This is a genomic window from Prevotella sp. E13-27, from assembly GCF_023217965.1.
Classification (GTDB): Bacteria; Bacteroidota; Bacteroidia; order Bacteroidales; family Bacteroidaceae; genus Prevotella.
Window position 1 is genome coordinate 618,471 of record NZ_JALPSC010000002.1, and the last position, 18,745, is coordinate 637,215.

The following is an 18,745-nucleotide window of genomic DNA, read 5'->3' on the forward strand; positions in this document are numbered from 1 at the left end:
ATCATTACTCGTATGAAAAAACTTGTTTCACTCGCAATAACGGCATCGCTATCCCTTTCGGCTATGGCACAGGATGCCTATGATGCTGCAAATCTTGCATCTCAGGATCTAAACGGTACAGCCCGCTATGTTGGTATGGGTGGCGCTCTCGATGCTCTTGGAGCCGATATCAGCACCATCAGTTCTAACCCAGCAGGCATAGGATTGTTCCGTAGCAGCATGGGTAGCTTCACGCTAAGTGTTGTCAATCAGGAAGATGCCGTAAAGTTCCAGTCGGCTAATCCAACTAATCTGTCTTTCGACCAGATTGGCTTTGTGTGGGCAAACGAGGGCTATGATTCTTATCTGAACTTCGGCTTCAACTTCCATAAGAGTCGTAATTTCAATCATATTCTCACGGCTGCCAACGCTTTCCGTCCGTCTGATATCAAGACCGATGGTACTGGCAATATTACCAGTCTCGTAGGCGGTGGTCAGAACATAGCTACCGACATTAAGCGCAATTCGGGTCTTTTCGATTCTGACAATCAGGATGCCAACGGTGTGAACTACTATGAGTCACAAGTTGACAATCTCTATTTCAACTTATTGTGGTTCGACAATGGCGACGGTACCTCTTCATACTATCCTCTGACGGCTTCTGATTTCAACTTCCGCAAGGGTAATACGGGCTATATAGGTGTCTATGACCTCAATATCAGCGGCAATTCACACAATCGCGTCTATTGGGGACTTACGGTAGGAATACATGACGTTCACTATGAGTCTGCTACACGCTATACTGAGACTCTTGAGCCAGGTCAGAAGCTTCCTAACGGAATCATACCATCGGAGGCAGGCATCATAGACGAACGCACCATCAAGGGACAGGGAGTTGACCTCAAGGCAGGCATCATCTTCCGTCCTATAGCAGAGTCGCCCTTCCGCATTGGTATTTCTATTGCTACTCCTACATGGTACGACCTGAAGACTCGTAATTTTACCACTTGCTTCGTTGACGAGCGTCGTAACAACGGCGAGGAATACAACTTTAAATACTACACCCCTTGGAAGTTTGGTCTGAGTCTCGGTCACACTATTGGCAACATGCTCGCCCTTGGTGCAGGCTACGAGTTCCAAGACTTCAGCTCTGCCGATATGCGCTACATTACCGAGAAGCACTATGACGGCGACGATTCTCGCAGCGACGAGGATATGAACTCTGAGATAGGCTATTGTCTGAAGGGCACTCATACTCTTCGTCTTGGTGCCGAACTGAAGCCCGATCCTGCTCTTGCCGTTCGTTTGGGCTACAATTTCGTCAGCTCTCAGTATGGCGACAATAACGATGCCTACCGCAATCAGGAAGTGTATTCACCAGGCGTCTATTATGCTTCCACGAGCGACTATACCAACTGGAAAGCCACCCATCGCATTACTGCCGGCTTAGGTACACGCATTGGCGACCTCAGCCTTGACCTTGCCTATCAGTACAGCGTCACCAACGGCGACTTCTTCCCCTATGCTGACGGTCAGTACTATAAGAACAACACGTTCTATGAAGAGGTAACCTGTCCTTCAACGCCCGTAAGCCTCAAGCGTCATCAGGTGCTCTTCACTATGGGATATAGGTTCTGATAGAGGTGAGAGGTGATAGGTAAGAGGTGAGAGGTAAGAAGTTACTTCTCACCTCTTTTATAGCATGAAAAAACGTCATTCTGTCATTTATTTTGGTAAATTGTTGGCAATTCGTTAGAAAAGAAGTATTTTTGCACTTTTAAACGCAAAAACATAATAAGAATATAACGAAAGTTGTCAGCGACATGAAACATCAGTTGAGAAGCAGTGTCTGCACAGAAGGCAGACGAATGGCGGGAGCCCGTGCCCTATGGGTAGCCACCGGTATGAAGCATGAGCAGTTTGGCAAACCAATTATTGCCATCGTTAACTCATTCACACAGTTTGTGCCTGGTCATACCCATCTTCATGAGATAGGTCAGTTAGTGCGTAAGAAGATTGAAGAGCTTGGCTGCTATGCTGCCGAGTTCAATACCATTGCCATTGACGACGGCATAGCTATGGGGCACGACGGCATGCTTTACTCGCTGCCTTCGCGCGACATCATTGCCGACTCTGTGGAGTATATGGTCAATGCTCACAAGGCTGACGCCATGATATGTATCTCCAACTGCGACAAGGTTACTCCAGGCATGCTTATGGCTGCCATGCGTCTTAACATTCCTGCTGTATTCGTAAGCGGTGGTCCTATGGAAGCTGGACGTTGGCGTGGCGAAAATGCTGACCTTATCACTGCAATGGTGAAAGGTGCAGACCCGTCGGTGAGCGACGAAGAGATGAAGGAGATAGAGCAGTGTGCCTGTCCGGGCTGTGGCTCTTGCTCAGGCATGTTTACTGCCAACTCAATGAACTCGCTTACTGAGGCCATTGGTCTCTCGTTGCCAGGCAACGGCACTCTGCTTGCAACTCATAAGGAGCGCAAAGACTTGTTCATGAAGGCAGCGTGTCAGATAGTCAAGAACACTCTTGCTTACTATGAAGACGGCGACGAGTCGGTCCTTCCTCGCAGTATTGCCACCCGCCAGGCATTCCTCAATGCTATGACACTTGACATCGCTATGGGCGGCTCAACCAACACCGTGCTCCACCTGCTTGCTGTGGCACAGGAGGCTGGCGTTGACTTCACAATGAAAGATATCGACGAACTGAGCCGCAAGACACCCTGTCTCTGCAAGCTGGCTCCAAATACCCAGAAATACAGCGTTCAGGAGTGTAACCGCGCAGGTGGCATTCTAGGCATTCTCCGTGAGCTCGACAAGGGCGCTCTTGTTGATGGATCGGCAATGCGCGTTGACGGCATGACCTTGAGCGAGGCGATGGAGAAGTTTGATATAACTAGCTCAACTAGTCTGACTAGTTTAACTAGTCCAACTAGCATTTACACAGCTGCTCCTGCCCACCGCTTTAGCACTGAGATGGGCAGTCAGGACGAGCGCTATGACACTCTCGATACCGATCGCGCTGATGGCTGCATTCGCGATATAGAGCATGCTTACACCAAGGATGGTGGACTGGCAGTGCTCTTTGGCAACATTGCTCAGGATGGCTGCGTGGTAAAGACGGCTGGCGTAGACGAAGCCCTGTGGCACTTTGAAGGCCCTGCTGTAGTGTTCGACTCTCAGGAAGATGCCTGTGATGGAATCCTCGGCGGACGCGTCAAGAGCGGCGACTGCGTTGTCATAACCCATGAAGGACCTAAGGGCGGACCGGGCATGCAGGAGATGCTTTATCCAACATCTTATATAAAGAGCATGCATTTGGGCAAGGAGTGTGCCTTGATTACCGACGGACGCTTCTCAGGTGGTACCAGCGGACTCTCCATCGGTCACATATCGCCCGAGGCAGCTTCAGGCGGCAACATTGGTAAGATAAAGGATGGCGACATCATCGTCATCGATATTCCTTCTCGCTCCATCAATGTTAAGCTAAGCGACGAGGAACTTGCAGCGCGCCCACAGCAGCCGCTTAAGCGCAACCGCGTGGTGAGCAAGGCTTTGCGTGCCTATGCCCAGAGTGTGAGCAGTGCCGATAAAGGTGGCGTGAGAATTATTGATTAGAAGAATAAAAACACTAGTAAGAACTAGTCTTCCTGGCTTCAACTAGAAATATAAAGCATATGAGAGACAGAATAACTGGCGCGAAGGCGCTGATGCGAGCCCTGCAGGCTGAAGGTGTGAAGACCATCTTCGGCTATCCCGGTGGAAGCATTATGCCCGTCTATGATGCGCTGTTCGACTATACACGTGGCGAGAAAAAATGCTTCGACCACATACTTGTGCGCCACGAGCAAGGCGCTACCCACGCTGCTGAGGGCTATGCCCGCGTCAGTGGCGATGTAGGTGTGGCGCTCGTCACCAGCGGCCCTGGCGTTACAAACACGTTGACAGGCATTGCCGACGCCATGCTTGACTCAACGCCTATCGTCGTCATTGCCGGCCAGGTGGCAATATCCGCCCTTGGTACTGATGCCTTCCAGGAGGTGGATCTTGTGGGTGTGGCACAGCCTATATCTAAGTGGTCCTATCAGATACGTCATGCTGAAGACGTGGCGTGGGCTGTGAGCCGTGCGTTCTATATAGCTCGCACAGGCCGTCCGGGTCCAGTGGTGCTTGACTTCCCCCGCAACGCGCAGGTTGAAGAGATTGACTGGGAGCCCCGTAAGGTTGACTTCGTACGCTCCTATGTGCCTTATCCAAAGCTCGATGCTGCTGCCGTTAGTCAGGCTGCTGAGCTCATTAATAAAGCTAAGCGTCCGCTGGCGCTGGTGGGGCAGGGCGTAGAACTTGGCAACGCACAGGAAGAGCTGAAAGCATTCCTTGAGAAAGCCGACATTCCTGCCGGTCGCACCATGTTAGGACTGTCAGCGCTTCCTTCTAACCATCCGCTCAACGTGGGCATGCTTGGCATGCATGGCAACTATGCCGTGAATCTCAAGGAGCAGGAATGCGATGTGCTCATAGCCATAGGCATGCGCTTCAGCGACCGAGTTACGGGCAACCTTAAGACCTATGCCAAGCAGGCAAAGATTATTCATCTCGACATTGACCGCTCTGAGATTGACAAGAATGTGAAGACCGATGTGGCTATCGTGGCCGACTGCAAAGAGTCGCTCCCTGCACTCACAGCTCTCATCAATCCTAATAAGCATAAGGAGTGGCGCGAGTCATTCAAGGAACTTGACGAGAAGGAGCGCGTGAAAGTAATCGAGCCCGCCATACATCCCAAGGACGGTCCGCTGCTCATGGGTGAGATAGTCAATGCTGTGGCAGAGCAGTCGCCCGACGATGCCGTCCTTGTTACCGATGTTGGCCAGAACCAGTTGTTCGCTACACGCTATTTCAAATATCATCACAAGCGTAGTATCTGTACCAGTGGTGGTCTTGGCACTATGGGCTATGGTCTTCCAGCTGCCATTGGAGCAACCTTTGGCGCTCCTCAGCGCACCGTCTGCTGCTTCATGGGCGATGGTGGCTTCCAGATGTGCATCCAGGAGTTGGGCACCATTATGGAGCAGAAGTCGCCAGTGAAGATGATTCTGATGAATAACCACTATCTTGGCAATGTGCGCCAATGGCAGGACATGTTCTGGATGCGTCGCAAGTCGTTTACTAAGATGATGAACCCCTGCTATGAGCTCGTGGCTCAGGCCTACGGCATACCCTACGAGGCTGTCACCGACCGTAAGGACCTTGCTGCCGCTGTAGCAAAGATGCTCTCCACCGACGGACCCTACCTTCTCGAGTGCGCCATCCGCGAAGACGACAATGTGCTTCCCATGACTCCTCCGGGTATGAATGTTAACGAGATGATGCTGGAAATATAATTATGGAAGAGAAAAATAAACTGTACACCCTGCTGGTCTATTCAGAGAACGTGGCGGGTATTTTGAATCAGATAACGGCAGTTTTCACTCGCCGTCAGGTTAACATCGAGAGTCTTAATGTGTCGGCTTCAAGCATACCTGGTGTCCACAAGTACACCATCACCGCGTGGAGCGACGAAGACCAGATAGTGAAGATAACCAAACAGATTGAGAAGAAAATCGATGTGGTGAAGGCAAACTACTTTACCGACGACCAGCTGTTCATCCGTGAGACTGGACTCTACAAGCTCTCTACCGACATAGTGATTCAGAATCCTGACATTTCGCGCACCATTCGTCGTCACGACGCAAGCATCACGGAGGTCAATCCCACTTATGTCATAGTGATGAAGAACGGCAAGACCGACGATATAATCTCTCTCTACCGTGCTCTCGACGAGTATGGGTGTGTGCTGCAATACACTCGCTCGGGTCGAATAGCTGTGACTCGGGGCACTCAAGAGCAGGTCAGCGAGTTTCTTGAACAACGAGAGAGAAGTGCTCAATAGCACTTCTCTTTCATTTTGTCTTTAATAATAACGCCCGTAGCGTTTAGTAAGATTGCTCCTAGCGTTTAGTAAGATTGCTCCTAGCGTTTAGGCCAAACGCATTCTGATTTATAATTATACTCACAATTGGCACTTGTTGTTGCCAAAATCTGCAACGAAACGTGCCATTTTCCGCACATTTCCATCAAAATAAGTCAATAAGCTGAATTTCTGCGTCACAGGTATAATGCGCTAAGTGAGTGGAAATCATCAAAAAACGAAGGGAAAAAAGTCTTTTGAGGCCTATTAGAGCAGTAATTTAACATTCTGTGCCCTTGTCAAGGTTAGGCATTTGGGGTGATGTTGACTTCATGATATCGTATATCATATTGATAATCAATTGCTTACATTAATATTGTTATGACTGGGCGTTTCGTGTTTCAGCGTTTCAGTAGGGGTAATGAGGGGTGTATAAACTCTTATTATATATATAACTACTTTATTATTAGATAGTTATGAATTTTTGAAGAGAGAATGTAATGCCCTTTCTCAGGTGAAACGGCTGAAACGCTGAAACGCTGAAACGCTTCAGCCTGTTGAAATAACTCTTCCTCTATAATGCCATCAAGTGCCCACGTGACACAAACGAAAAAGGGGCACGCTATTTATGGCGTGTCCCTCTTATGGAATTATGATGCTGAAGGATTAGAGGTTGAGACTCTTCTTAATGGCCTCAATCTTTGCTTCGGCAGCCTTTGTGCAGCGCTCGTAGTCGGCAGCACCAGAGAAAGAAGGATCCTTCACCTCAGTGTAGAACTTGATCTTTGGCTCGGTGCCTGAAGGACGCACGCTGACCTTGGTGCCGTCTTCGCAGAACCACTGGAGCACGTTAGAGGTGTCAGGCATCTCGAGCTTGGTAACGTTACCCTGAGCGTCGCGTGCCTCGAGGGTCTTGTAGTCTTTCCACAGGCAAACCTTAGAACCACCGAGCTCCTTTGGAGGATTAGCACGGAAGTCGGTCATCATCTGCTTGATCTCATCGGCACCGCTCTTGCCTGGACGAACCACGTTGATGGTAACCTCCTTAGAGAAGCCATACTCTTTATAGATGTTCATCAGCAGGTCGTAGAGGGTCATGCCGTTGTCGCGTGCCCAAGAGGCAATCTCACAGATGAGACAGATAGATGCTGGTGAATCCTTGTCGCGCACCTTGTCGAATGGCAGGAAGCCGAACGACTCCTCGCCGCCGCCTATGTATTTCTTAACGCCCTCGTTGATGCGAATCTCATTGGCAATCCACTTGAACCCTGTGTAGCAGTCCTTGAGCTCTACATTGTTCTTCTTGGCAATCTCAGCGATGACTTCTGTGGTAACGATGGTCTTCACGAGGAATTCGTTGCCCTTGAGCTGGCCGAGCTTCTTCTTGTTGGCTATGATGTACCAGCAGAACATCATGCAGGTCTGGTTGCCGTTGAGAATCTCCCATTCGCCCTTAGCGTTGCGGCAGACGATGGCGAGACGGTCAGCATCAGGGTCGGAAGCTATCACGAGATCGGCGTTGAGCTTTGTGCCGAGCTTCATGCCAAGGGTCATAGCTTCAGCGTTCTCTGGATTAGGAGATACAACTGTTGGGAAGTTGCCGTCGATGACCATCTGCTCTGGAACGACGTGGATGTTCTGGAAACCCCATGAGCGGAGAGCCATAGGAATGATGACGCGACCTGTGCCGTGCATTGGAGAATAAACGATGTTGAGGTCTTTCTGACGAAGGATGACATCCTGATCAACCATTGCCTCCTTGACAGCCTGGATATAGTCCCAGTCCATCTCACCACCGATGGGGATGATAAGGTCTTTGTTGCCCTCGAACTTCACATCCTCAATCTTTACCTTATTCACCTCGTCGATGATGCCCTTGTCGTGGGGAGCAAGCACCTGAGCACCGTCGTCCCAGTAAGCCTTGTAGCCGTTGTACTCGCGTGGATTGTGAGAAGCGGTGACGTTGACACCTGCCTGACACTTCAGCTGACGGATGGCGAATGAAATCTCTGGGGTGGGGCGGAGGCTCTCGAAGAGATAGACCTTAATGCCGTTAGCAGAGAAGATGTCGGCTACGGTCTCAGCGAACATGCGTCCGTTATTGCGGCAATCGTGGCCTACAACAACGCTGGGCTGCATGTTGGGGAATGCCTTGTTGATGTAGTTGGCGAAGCCCTGTGTGGCCATGCCTACGATGTATTTGTTCATGCGGTTGGTGCCTGCACCCATGATGCCGCGCAGACCACCTGTACCGAACTCAAGATTCTGGTAGAAAGCGTCGATGAGGGCTGTCTTGTCCTCGTTGTCGAGCATTGCCTGTACTTCTTTGCGTGTCTCCTCGTCGAAGGCTGGAGTGAGCCATTGCTTAGCCAGTGCCTCGCACTGCTGAATAAGCTGAGCGCTGTTTCCCATAATTTTTTATTGATTTAAAAAGTTGATAGAATTTGTATTCATAGTTATTGAATAGCAAAGATACAAATAATTATTTAACAACACTAAGCCAAGCTTAGATTTTTTGATTTTTTAGCAAAGAAAAAGGTGAGAGAACCTCTCACCTCAATAGTTTGTCTATTTCGTCGAACTGGCGCCCCATGTTCAGATTAAGGTAGATGCGGTAGAGCGCTGGTCCCCATTTCTGCTTCTCAGCAGGAGCCAGTTGGCGATAACGTTCCATATAGGGACGCGCCTTTTGATAGAGCTGGCGCAGCTGTTTCTTGTCGTTACGCTCGTCGAGCTTCAGTGCAATATTCATGTAGGCTGAACCTGCGTTGAAGTGGGCTTCTGCAAGATTAGGATTCATGGCTATGACTTGGTCGCTAAGCTTGATGCACTCTTCATAGCGGCCCAATCGGGTAAGTAGCGTTGACTTTGCGAAGAGGTAGAGTTGGCAGGTGTCGCAGGCAGCAATAGCTGCATCTACGGCAGCGAGAGCCTTGTCATATTCCTCCTTCTGACTATACTCGTCGATGAGTCGTGGGAAGAAATAGCTGAAGGTGGGGTAGCGGCGGAAGCCCTCTTCGAGGGTCTGAAGATAGAGCTCTGTGTCGTTGAGCCAGTGGCGTGCCTCGGCAATGTACTGGAGGGTGAAGCTGGCCTTCGGCTCGTCTTTCAAAGCCAAGTCGCGATAGCGCAGAGTACGCACGGCATCCTTAAGACGATAGCTGCTGTAGGTAGCCCAGTAAGCAGCCTCTGGCATCTTCACGTCAGTAGAGTCGTAGCGATAAGCTGAGAATAGCGGCTGGCGTTGACAGTCAATGTAGAACTCGAAATAGTCAAAGGCATGTTCGTAGTCGCCCTTGCGCAGGAAGAACGTGCCTGCGTTGAAAAGGTTTGGACGATAATTATTGAGTATCTCGGAGTGTTTCTCGCGATACTCTATGTCAACCTTACCCTTTGCGTTGGGAGTCATATCTACTGAGTCAAGCGATTCGAGTATGGTGAACATCTTGCGGTTAAGGTTGAAGAATGCCGCTGTGTCCTGCTTCTGTTTCAGGTACATGCGCTCGTTGGCCTGGTTGTAGAGTCCGCGAACAGCATCGAACCAAGCGATGTATATTTTCTTGTTGTTTTTGTTATCCTTGTTCTTAAGAAGGTCTTCCATCATCTGCGCGGCCTTTTCGAGGTCTTTCTCTTTGTTGCCCTTGATGAGGGTGCGTGCCTGGTTTAGCTCTTTCTTCTGAGCATAGGATGACATCGCATAGCAAGAGAGAATTGCCGTAAACAGAAGTCCAGTAAGTAGTCGTTGCGTCATAAGCATGTTGTTTTAAAGAAAAGGCAAGCTGCTATTGTGTGTTTGGATAGCAGCTTGCTCTTGTTTTCGATTTTGTGTTTCAGACAGAGTCTTATTCAGACTTGAGTGATGGATCGATAGCTTCAAGCTCTGCCATCTTGGCCGTGTCTTTCAGTGCGTAATAGACCTGATACAGACGATATGGCCACTGGTGAATCTTCTCGTGCTCAGGGTCATGCTTGCGCACGTTCTCAAGAGGCTCCACGGCATTTCTAATCATGTCCTGAACCTTCTTTGCATTCTGAACAGAGATGTTGCCGGTCTTCTTGTCGGTAAGCTCTTCGTTCAGCTTGCTTGCCTTCTGCCAGTAGCAGATGCCGATGTTGAACTGAGCCATGAGGTAGTTCTTGTTGTTCTCAGGAATCTTTGAGAAAGCCTCGATTGATTCGTCATACTTGTCCTGACCCATGAGGATTGAACCCTTGTAAGCATAAGGCAGAACTGAGTCGGGATAAGCAGCGATGCGCTCTTCGGTGAGCTTCAATGCCTTGTCATAGTTCTCCTTATTGATGTAGAGCTCAGTGAGTGAAGCGTAAACAGGCTCTTTCTCAGGCATCTCCTTCAGCAGGGCGATGAGGTTGTTCTCGTAGCGTGCTGTGTCAGCAGGTGTTGCCAGAGTACCCTTCAGCGATTCCATCAGATAGCGGAATGCGAAGTCGGCAATCTGAGCATTTTCGCTGTTCATGGCGATGCGTGCGAACTTGCCTGTGAGCTCCATGTCCTTCTGGTTGTAAGCACTCACGAAAGCATAGTAGGCAGCAATGTCCATGTTCTGCTGAATATTGTAGGCGCCTGGCTTGAAGGTCTTGAACAGCTCTTCGTCGATACAAGTAATGAAGAATCCTGCATACTTCAGGGCCTTCTCATAGTTGTTAGCGTTGAACTCACGCTGTGAAGCAATCAGAATCTCCTGACGAACCTCGGGAATGTAAGACTGGTTCTTCTCGCGGAACTGAATCTTCACCTTGCCTTTTTCGTTAGGCTGTGGATCATATTTCTCACACTCGATAGAGTTCTTCAGTGCGGTGTATGCTGCCTCGGCCTTCAGAGCCTCGTCAACTTCTTCCTTAGTGCCATTGGTGGCATTCAGCTGAGGAATGTCAACCTGGTGCTTGAATGTCTCATAGGCAAGCTTCGTTACGTGGTTGTAAGCCTTGGCTTTCTCCTGTGCATTTGCCAACTGGTCAACTGTTGAGTTCACCAACTGCTCGGCCTCTGCAAAAGTTTTTGTCTTCATGATAGCTTTCAAAGCATCGCTATCACCTGCAAATGTAGTAGCACTAGCTACCAACATCATGGCCATCAAAACTAATTTTTTCATGTTCGTATAAGTTTTGGTTTAACAATTATTGTTCGTTATCGGTTGTCTCTGTTTCATTTACAGCACCCTCGGCAAGTGGAGCTTCCTGATCCACTACCTCTGCCTGCTCAATGTCTTCTTCCTCCTCGGTAGAGTGAAGCACCTTGCATACAGATGCGATGGTGTCGTTCTTCTTAGCGAGGTTGATGAGACGCACGCCCTGAGTAGCACGACCCATGACGCGAACATCGGCCACACTCATGCGGATAAGGATGCCGCTCTTGTTAATAATCATAAGGTCGTTCTCGTCGGTCACAACCTTGATGGCTACCAATCGGCCTGTCTTCTCAGTAATGGCGAGAGTCTTAACACCCTTGGTGCCACGTGCTGTCTTGCGGTAGTCCTCAATGTCGGTGCGCTTGCCGTAGCCGTTCTCAGAAACCACCATGATTGTCTCAGTCTGAGGATCGTTGACGCATACCATACCTACAACCTCGTCGTCGCCACCATCTACACGCATACCAATGACACCTGTAGAAACACGTCCCATGGTACGAATCTGGTCTTCGTTGAAGCGAACGGCACGTCCGTTGCGGTTGGCAAGCAGCAGCTCGTTGCTACCATTGGTGAGGCGAACGCCTACTACCTCGTCGCCCTCATTGATGTTGATGGCGATGACGCCTGCCGCACGTACATTCTTATACTGGTTCAGACAAGTCTTCTTCACGATACCCTGCTTGGTAGCGAATACCACGTAGTGGGAGTTGAGGAACTCTTCGTCGTTGAAGTTCTTAATGCGCAGAACGGCGTTGATGGCGTCGTCGGGCTCAATGTTCAGCATGTTCTGGATAGCACGACCCTTAGAGTTCTTGTCACCTTCAGGAATCTCGTAGCACTTCTGCCAGTAGCAGCGACCCTTCTGAGTGAAGAAAAGCAGCGTGTTGTGCATAGTAGCAGGATAGATGTATTCGGTGAAGTCGTTGTCACGATGACGGGCAGCCTTTGCACCAACACCGCCACGTGCCTGCTCGTGGAACTCGCTGAGCGGAGTACGCTTGATGTAACCCATGTGGCTTATGGTGATAACAACGGGATCATCAGGATAGAAGTCCTCAGCATTGAACTCGTGGTCGAACGGTATGATCTCGGTCTTGCGCTCGTCGCCATACTTCTCCTTAACCTCATTGAGATCATCCTTCATTACCTGCTTGCAGCGCTCTGGGTTGTTGAGAATCTCTTCCAGGTCAGCAATGAGCTTCATCAGGTCGTCGTACTCCTGATGCAGCTGGTCAACACGCAGACCTGTCAGCTGACTGAGACGCATATCTACGATAGCCTTTGACTGTGGCTCATCGAGATTGAAGCGTGCCTCAAGGTTACGCTGAGCGTCGGTAGGAGTCTTACTGTTGCGGATGATGTGAACCACCTCGTCGATGTTGTTCACTGCGATGATCAATCCTTCCAGAATGTGAGCACGCTCCTGAGCTTTCTTTAGGTCGTACTTAGTGCGGCGGATGGTCACCTCATGACGATGCTCAATGAAGTAGCGTATGCAGTCGCGAAGCGAGAGAAGCTTCGGACGCATCTTTCCGTGTGTTCCTGGAATAGGAACAAGGGCAATGTTATTAACTGAGAATGAGCTCTGTAGAGCTGTCATCTTAAAGAGCTTATTCAAGATGATATTGGCATTGGCATCGCGCTTAACATCAACCACGATACGCATGCCCTGACGGCCAGACTCATCGTTTACATTTGATATGCCCTCAATCTTGTGCTGGGTAGCAAGGTCAGCAATGTAAGCCACAAGGTCTGCCTTGTTTACGCCATAGGGTATCTCGGTCACAACAATCTTATCGTGCTGTTCGCCAGCCTCAATCTCTGCCTTGGCACGCATGACAATGCGACCGCGACCTGTCTCATAGGCATCCTTAACACCCTGAAGACCATAAATGTAGGCACCTGTTGGGAAGTCAGGACCTGGGATATATTGCATCAGCCCCTCGGTGTCGATGTCTGGGTTGTCAATAAAGGCACAGCAGCCGTCGATGACCTCCGAGAGGTTGTGAGTAGGCATGTTGGTAGCCATACCCACAGCGATACCATTGCCACCATTGACCAGCAGGTTAGGTACCTTGGTAGGCATAACGCTTGGCTCGACAAGGGTATTGTCGAAGTTTGGGTCCATATCTACAGTATCCTTGTCAAGGTCGTCCATGATGTGCTCGCCCATCTTTGATAGACGGCACTCCGTGTAACGCATGGCAGCAGGCGAGTCGCCGTCTACGGAGCCGAAGTTACCCTGTCCGTCGACAAGTGTGTAGCGCATGTTCCACTCTTGACCCATGCGAACAAGGGCGCCATATACTGAAGAGTCGCCGTGGGGGTGGTACTTACCGAGCACCTCACCTACGACACGTGCACACTTCTTGTGGGGCTTGTCGCTGGTATTTCCAATGCCCATCATACCGTAGAGAATACGGCGATGAACAGGCTTAAATCCATCACGAACATCGGGAAGGGCACGAGCCACAATGACTGACATTGAATAGTCAATGTAGGAAGACTTCATCTCCTCCTCGATGTTAATCTTTAAAATTCTGTCGTTGTCAAACGTCTGATCCATTACTTTATTTTACAATTTTACTAATTTTTCAATTTTACGTTTTAACGATTAAACAATTATTCGGTTAAACGATTTCACTACTTGATTTTTGCAAATTTTGCGTTTAAGGCCATTTTTAAGCCCGCTGACGCGTTTTTGCGTTTATTTTCAGCGCACAAAATTACGAAAAAAATATGAAACGCGAAAGGATTATACCTTTTATTTCACGTTAATTGCCCTTTCTTGTTAGACTTAAAAGCACAAATAGGGTTTAATCGTTACATTACTCCCTGGTCACCCAGATAGGAGTCCTTGAAACCGAGGAAGTAGAGCACACCGTCGAGACCAATGGTGTTGATGCTCTGCTTGGCGTTGGCAACGACACGTGGCTTTGCGTGGAAGGCTATTCCAAGGCCAGCCTCACTAATCATTGGCAGGTCGTTGGCACCATCACCTACGGCAATGGTCTGTGCGAGGTTCACCTTCTCTACCTGAGCGATGAGCTTCAGCAGCTCTGCCTTGCGGTGACCATCTACAATCTCGCCGACATAGCGTCCTGTAAGCTTACCGTTTTCATCAACCTCAAGCTCATTGGCATAGACATAGTCGATGCCGTATTTGCGCTGAAGATACTCGCCGAAATAGGTGAATCCACCTGAGAGGATGGCAATCTTGTAGCCACAGCGCTTCAGAATGGTCATCAAACGGTCAACGCCTTCTGTGATGGGAAGATGTTCGGCAATGTCCTGCATGACGCTTACGTCGAGGCCTTTGAGCAGCGACACGCGACGTGTAAAGCTCTCCTTGAAGTCTATCTCGCCACGCATGGCGCTCTCAGTTATGGCTTTCACTTCTGCACCAACGCCAGCACGCTCAGCCAGCTCGTCAATACACTCTGTCTGGATGAGCGTAGAGTCCATATCGAAGCAGATGAGACGGCGCATGCGGCGGAACATATCATCACGCTGGAACGAGAAGTCAATCTCCATCTCTGAAGAAAGTTTCAGGAACTGGCGCTGCATCTCCTGACGATTGCTTGGCTCACCACGAAGTGAAAACTCTATGCACGCACGTACATGCTTGCCTGGGTTCTTTATACTCTTGCGACCAGTAAGACGTATGATGGAGTCGATGTTCAGGCCTTGGTCGGCAATGACTCGTGTGGCAGCCTCAATCTGCTTTGCCTCAAGCTGACGGCCCATAACCATAAGGATATAGCGGTTCTTACCCTGATGGCCTACCCAGTCTTCATACTCATCGTCGCTGATTGGCGAGAATCCAATGTTCACGTTTAGCTCCGTGGCTTTGAACAGCAGCTCTTTCATCACCTGTCCTGAGTTCATGGCATCCATGCGGATAAGTATGCCAAGCGACAGAGTGGAGTGTATGTCTGCCTGACCGATGTCAAGAATCTTGGCATCATATTTTGCAAGGATAGCCATTACCGAGGCTGTCAGTCCAGGACGGTCTTGGCCTGTAATCCTGACTAGTATCTGTTCTTCATTCTGTGTGCCAGCTATCTCTGCTGCTTCATTCAGATTCTGTTCCATGTTTTTCAATAATAAAGTAGGTTGTTCAATCTACGAATTAATTCTCGCGAAATTAATCAAAGAGTCTGTCTATCTCTGAAATCTCATCGTCATCGAACCATTCGTTCAGCTTAGCCTTTGCCTTTTTCTGAATCTCAGGATCTATGTCAGACCAAACTGCTTTCAATACATAAATGAGCACGGCAAGGTCGTCGCTGAGACCAACGATTGGAATGGCATCAGGCATCACATCGATTGGGCTGATGAGATAGCCTAATGCGCCTACAATCATAGCTTTGTCCTTGAGGCTAGTCTTGTCGCTCTGAAGAGTATAGTACAGTATGAGTGCTGCATAGACAAGCTTAGAACCTGCACGCTTTGCTACTCTTGAGATTTTTTCAACGAAGTCACTCTGAGAGAACTTGTTGCCATAATTCATAAAATCGGGTAATTCCATATCAACTTTAGTTTTTGTTTATTCTTATTATTCTTATTCCTGTATGTGAGGGATGTTTTGAGAGATACTGTCCAAGAGTCATTGGTTCAAGAACAACCTTCTTGTGCAGTTGTGACGCGTTGAGCAGGTGAAGACCATCACTCTTCCAGACGGCAAATCCAAGATGGGCAATGTCAAGACCAGGCTTCGAACAGGTGATGGCAATGATGTCGCCATCCTTTACTGCGTCGCGCATCACCTTCGTGTTGCTAACCTGCGATTTGGGAATATATCGTGCTGTGATGCCTGACAGTGCTTTCTCCTGACTTGCGATGACTTTCACCAGCTCAGGATTGGCTTTCAGAGCCTTATAGCTGTCGGGATGATTGCTCATGTAGCTCACTTTCACCGTCTGTAGAGCTGTAAACGGAGGATTAGGCATCTGTATCTCTGTCGTTATGCCCATTACCTGCTTGTCTCTTATCCAGTCGCTGAAATAGTGAAGACGACTTGTATATCCATCGCGCTTTCCATTGCGATACCTCAGTCTGGTCAGAGCTCTTTTGTAGTTGTTGAAGGTCGTGTCGCCTTTCATTTGGCAAAGGGTGAGTGCAGTAACGGTCTCCACAAGCGTGGTGCAGTCGAGCTGTCGTGTGTTGACAACTAAGCGCTCCTCGTCGTTGACCTCTAACGTGTGGGCAACATAAGGTATGCCGATAAACTTATTTGCGAAATGGAGCGTGATGTTTGTTTTCTTGTCGAGTGAACGCGCTTCTTTCAAAAGCCTCACAATCAGGGTGCTGTCAGCCTTTGTATAGGTTGCTGATTCAGCACGGCAAGCACATGCGCAGGCTTTCGTCTGTGCATCAGCCCCAAACATAACGAGCTGCATCAGCAATACTATTATAAGCGTTCTATTCATTTTGTTTCTTATATCTCTTCTTCAGTCCGAAGTTATAGCCCACGTAGATATTCGTGTTACCAAACGTATTATTGGTTGTGAATCGTGAGTCGAAGTAGTAGTTCGACTTGACTATAGCACTCGCTCCTGCATACCAGACGGTATTGTTATAGACAATGCCGACGCGTGCTATGACATTGGGATTGAGCTTCGAAAACGAGAAGTGGTTATCGTCAGTAAGACCTGCCGTTCGTCCTACGCTCCTCTTGTAGGCTAATGCCATCTGTCCGCTGACGCAGAACAGGAAGTTCTTGGCAAAGACCCTGTTGTAGGCATAGCCGGCAGAGATGTTGATGTCGTAGTATTGTGCTGACTTGAACTTCAGTCCTGAGTCGAGCTTTACAACATTCTCGCCAAGACGCTGGTCAATGAGCGTCTGAAGCTTGTCGTAGTCCAGGTCTAGTGAGTTACGGGTGTAGCCAATACCTGCGAGCCACGTGCCACAGCTTATTTTCTGACATGTGCTCTGCGAGAAGGCAGCAGGGTAGGAGAAACGGCGGTGGTTGAAAATGTAATAGAGATTAAAGCCCGAAATGCCTGCACTAATGCCGTCGAATGGCACTCTGTCAAGTGCTTGGGTGTTAATGTTCTTTCCGAGATTAGCATCGCGCAGTTTGTAGTCACTTCCAGTTCTGCGATAGAAAAGGTCTATGCCCAAACGCGAAGTATAGAAACTGAAGTCAAACTCTGTCTTGGTCTTGTCGTAGCTCGAATGACCTATCGTAAACGTATATCCGCCAAAGATGAACTTCCATCCAACGTAAGGACCGACCTTGAACATTCCGTCGGGTGCAAAGTTCATGGACTGGCCATTAGTATCGTTGCTCTTGATGGTGAAAAAGTCGTAGGTATGGGTGCCCTGCAGCATCACGGTGAAGAGATAGTGGTTGGGCTCGATATATCTCTCGTCAATATCGTCGAAGCTGTTCACGAGTCGTGCTGCCCAGTCAAGAACGCTACATTTCTTATGTGTAGTGGTGTCGGCACTTTCGTTGCTCAGCTCCTGAGTCGCTATGTCGGCAGAAACAGCATTCTCGCCTTGCAATTCATCCGCCATCGCCTTTGTCGAGAATAGCAGCATGAATGCAAATATGAACGATATGTTGATTGAGAGTTTCTTCATTGTGTGCTGTGGCTGTCCTGTTTATGATTGATTAGAACTTACCTAAGATTCTGTCCATTGCCCAGTTTACAGGTGTTGCTGACACGCTGGTGCAGTCGCACACTCCGCGTCCCTGCAGATGTTCAACGACCTTCTTGATTAGTGGGAACTGAACATGCGGAGGATTTGGCACTTCGATATGTTCTGTGCCTTCGCTGGTGTGAAGTACTATTGGGGCATAGTCAAAGACAGAGAAACGAACCGACCCTTTGTCGCCAATGAGCTGAACACTGTCTTCCCTTGCTGAGTCGTGGGCAACGAAGCACCACGAGCCTGAGCCTGGCAGCCCGTTCTCGAATCTGAATATAGCGCTGACGGAGTCCTCGGCAGAATAGATATGTCCTCGGTTGGCATAGATGCCGTGAGCATCGAGTATGACACCAAACATCTCCTGAAGAAGGTCAAGCTGATGGGGAGCAAGGTCATAGAAATAACCTCCGCCTGCAATATCTGGCTGCAGGCGCCAGGGGAGATTCTCTGAGTTTGAATAGTCAAGTTCGCGTGGTGGAACAGCAAAACGTATCTGTACGTTTATCACCTGTCCTATCGTTCCCTGATTAACAATCTGCTTGACGCGCTGGAAATAGGGCAGATAGCGTCTGTAGTATGCCACGAAGCAGGGTACTCCCGTCTGTTCGCTTATGCGGTTCACTCGTGAGCAGTCATCATAGCTGGCGGCGAGCGGTTTCTCCACATATACTGGCTTGCCAGCCTTCATTGACATTATTGCAAATGTGGCATGACTCGAAGGAGGGGTTGCTACATAAACGGCATTTACTTCAGGATCGTCAATGAGCATCTGGGCATCAGTGTACCAGCGAGATATGCCGTGACGTTCAGCATAGGAGCGTGCCTTCTCTTCCGAACGGCTCATTACAGCAACAACGGTAGAACCTTCTACTTCGCTGAATGCAGGACCGCTCTTCTTCTCTGTGACTTCACCACAGCCAATGAATCCCCATTTTATTATCTTCATACAAACAAATACCTTTGCAATTGTTCCAATTTGAAATAATTGC

General features: G+C 49.1%; 13 protein-coding genes. 4 read left to right on the forward strand and 9 right to left on the reverse strand.

Annotated elements, in window-relative coordinates; all coding sequences use genetic code 11:
* The first annotated feature begins 12 nt into the window (after positions 1-12).
* From M1L52_RS11525 to ilvN, 4 genes are all read left to right on the forward strand, one after another.
* The gene (locus M1L52_RS11525) at positions 13-1,617 is read left to right on the forward strand and encodes a hemin receptor (RefSeq protein WP_248615150.1); all 1,605 of its coding nucleotides are present in this window, start codon (positions 13-15) and stop codon (positions 1,615-1,617) included.
* Between the two features lie 185 nt (positions 1,618-1,802).
* Positions 1,803-3,614 (forward strand): dihydroxy-acid dehydratase, encoded by a 1,812-nt coding sequence (gene ilvD / locus M1L52_RS11530; RefSeq protein ID WP_248615151.1) that lies wholly within the window; start codon positions 1,803-1,805, stop codon positions 3,612-3,614.
* Between the two features lie 59 nt (positions 3,615-3,673).
* Complete coding sequence (gene ilvB, locus M1L52_RS11535) at positions 3,674-5,380, forward strand: biosynthetic-type acetolactate synthase large subunit (RefSeq protein ID WP_248615152.1); 1,707 nt, start codon at positions 3,674-3,676, stop codon at positions 5,378-5,380.
* Positions 5,381-5,382: 2 nt separating this feature from the next.
* On the forward strand, positions 5,383-5,928 hold the full coding sequence (ilvN, locus tag M1L52_RS11540; RefSeq protein WP_248615153.1) for an acetolactate synthase small subunit: 546 nt from the start codon (positions 5,383-5,385) through the stop codon (positions 5,926-5,928).
* A gap of 684 nt (positions 5,929-6,612) precedes the next feature.
* Here ilvN and M1L52_RS11545 read toward each other — a convergent pair.
* From M1L52_RS11545 to M1L52_RS11585, 9 genes are all read right to left on the reverse strand, one after another.
* Complete coding sequence (locus M1L52_RS11545) at positions 6,613-8,358, reverse strand: phospho-sugar mutase (RefSeq protein WP_248615154.1); 1,746 nt, start codon at positions 8,356-8,358, stop codon at positions 6,613-6,615.
* Positions 8,359-8,497: 139 nt separating this feature from the next.
* Complete coding sequence (locus M1L52_RS11550) at positions 8,498-9,697, reverse strand: hypothetical protein (protein ID WP_248615155.1); 1,200 nt, start codon at positions 9,695-9,697, stop codon at positions 8,498-8,500.
* A 91-nt stretch (positions 9,698-9,788) separates the two neighbouring features.
* The gene (locus M1L52_RS11555; RefSeq protein WP_248615156.1) at positions 9,789-11,057 is read right to left on the reverse strand and encodes a tetratricopeptide repeat protein; all 1,269 of its coding nucleotides are present in this window, start codon (positions 11,055-11,057) and stop codon (positions 9,789-9,791) included.
* Between the two features lie 25 nt (positions 11,058-11,082).
* Complete coding sequence (gyrA, locus tag M1L52_RS11560; RefSeq protein ID WP_248615157.1) at positions 11,083-13,659, reverse strand: DNA gyrase subunit A; 2,577 nt, start codon at positions 13,657-13,659, stop codon at positions 11,083-11,085.
* A 257-nt stretch (positions 13,660-13,916) separates the two neighbouring features.
* Complete coding sequence (serB, locus tag M1L52_RS11565) at positions 13,917-15,188, reverse strand: phosphoserine phosphatase SerB (RefSeq protein WP_248615158.1); 1,272 nt, start codon at positions 15,186-15,188, stop codon at positions 13,917-13,919.
* Between the two features lie 52 nt (positions 15,189-15,240).
* Positions 15,241-15,624, reverse strand: a complete 384-nt coding sequence (locus M1L52_RS11570; RefSeq protein ID WP_248615159.1) for a YkvA family protein — start codon at positions 15,622-15,624, stop codon at positions 15,241-15,243.
* Between the two features lie 7 nt (positions 15,625-15,631).
* Complete coding sequence (locus M1L52_RS11575) at positions 15,632-16,525, reverse strand: N-acetylmuramoyl-L-alanine amidase-like domain-containing protein (RefSeq protein WP_248615160.1); 894 nt, start codon at positions 16,523-16,525, stop codon at positions 15,632-15,634.
* The gene (locus M1L52_RS11580) at positions 16,518-17,687 is read right to left on the reverse strand and encodes a DUF4421 domain-containing protein (protein ID WP_248615161.1); all 1,170 of its coding nucleotides are present in this window, start codon (positions 17,685-17,687) and stop codon (positions 16,518-16,520) included. Before M1L52_RS11580 ends, M1L52_RS11575 begins: the two co-directional genes overlap by 8 nt.
* Before the next feature lie 31 nt (positions 17,688-17,718).
* Complete coding sequence (locus tag M1L52_RS11585) at positions 17,719-18,702, reverse strand: Gfo/Idh/MocA family protein (protein ID WP_248615162.1); 984 nt, start codon at positions 18,700-18,702, stop codon at positions 17,719-17,721.
* Positions 18,703-18,745 lie beyond the last annotated feature (43 nt).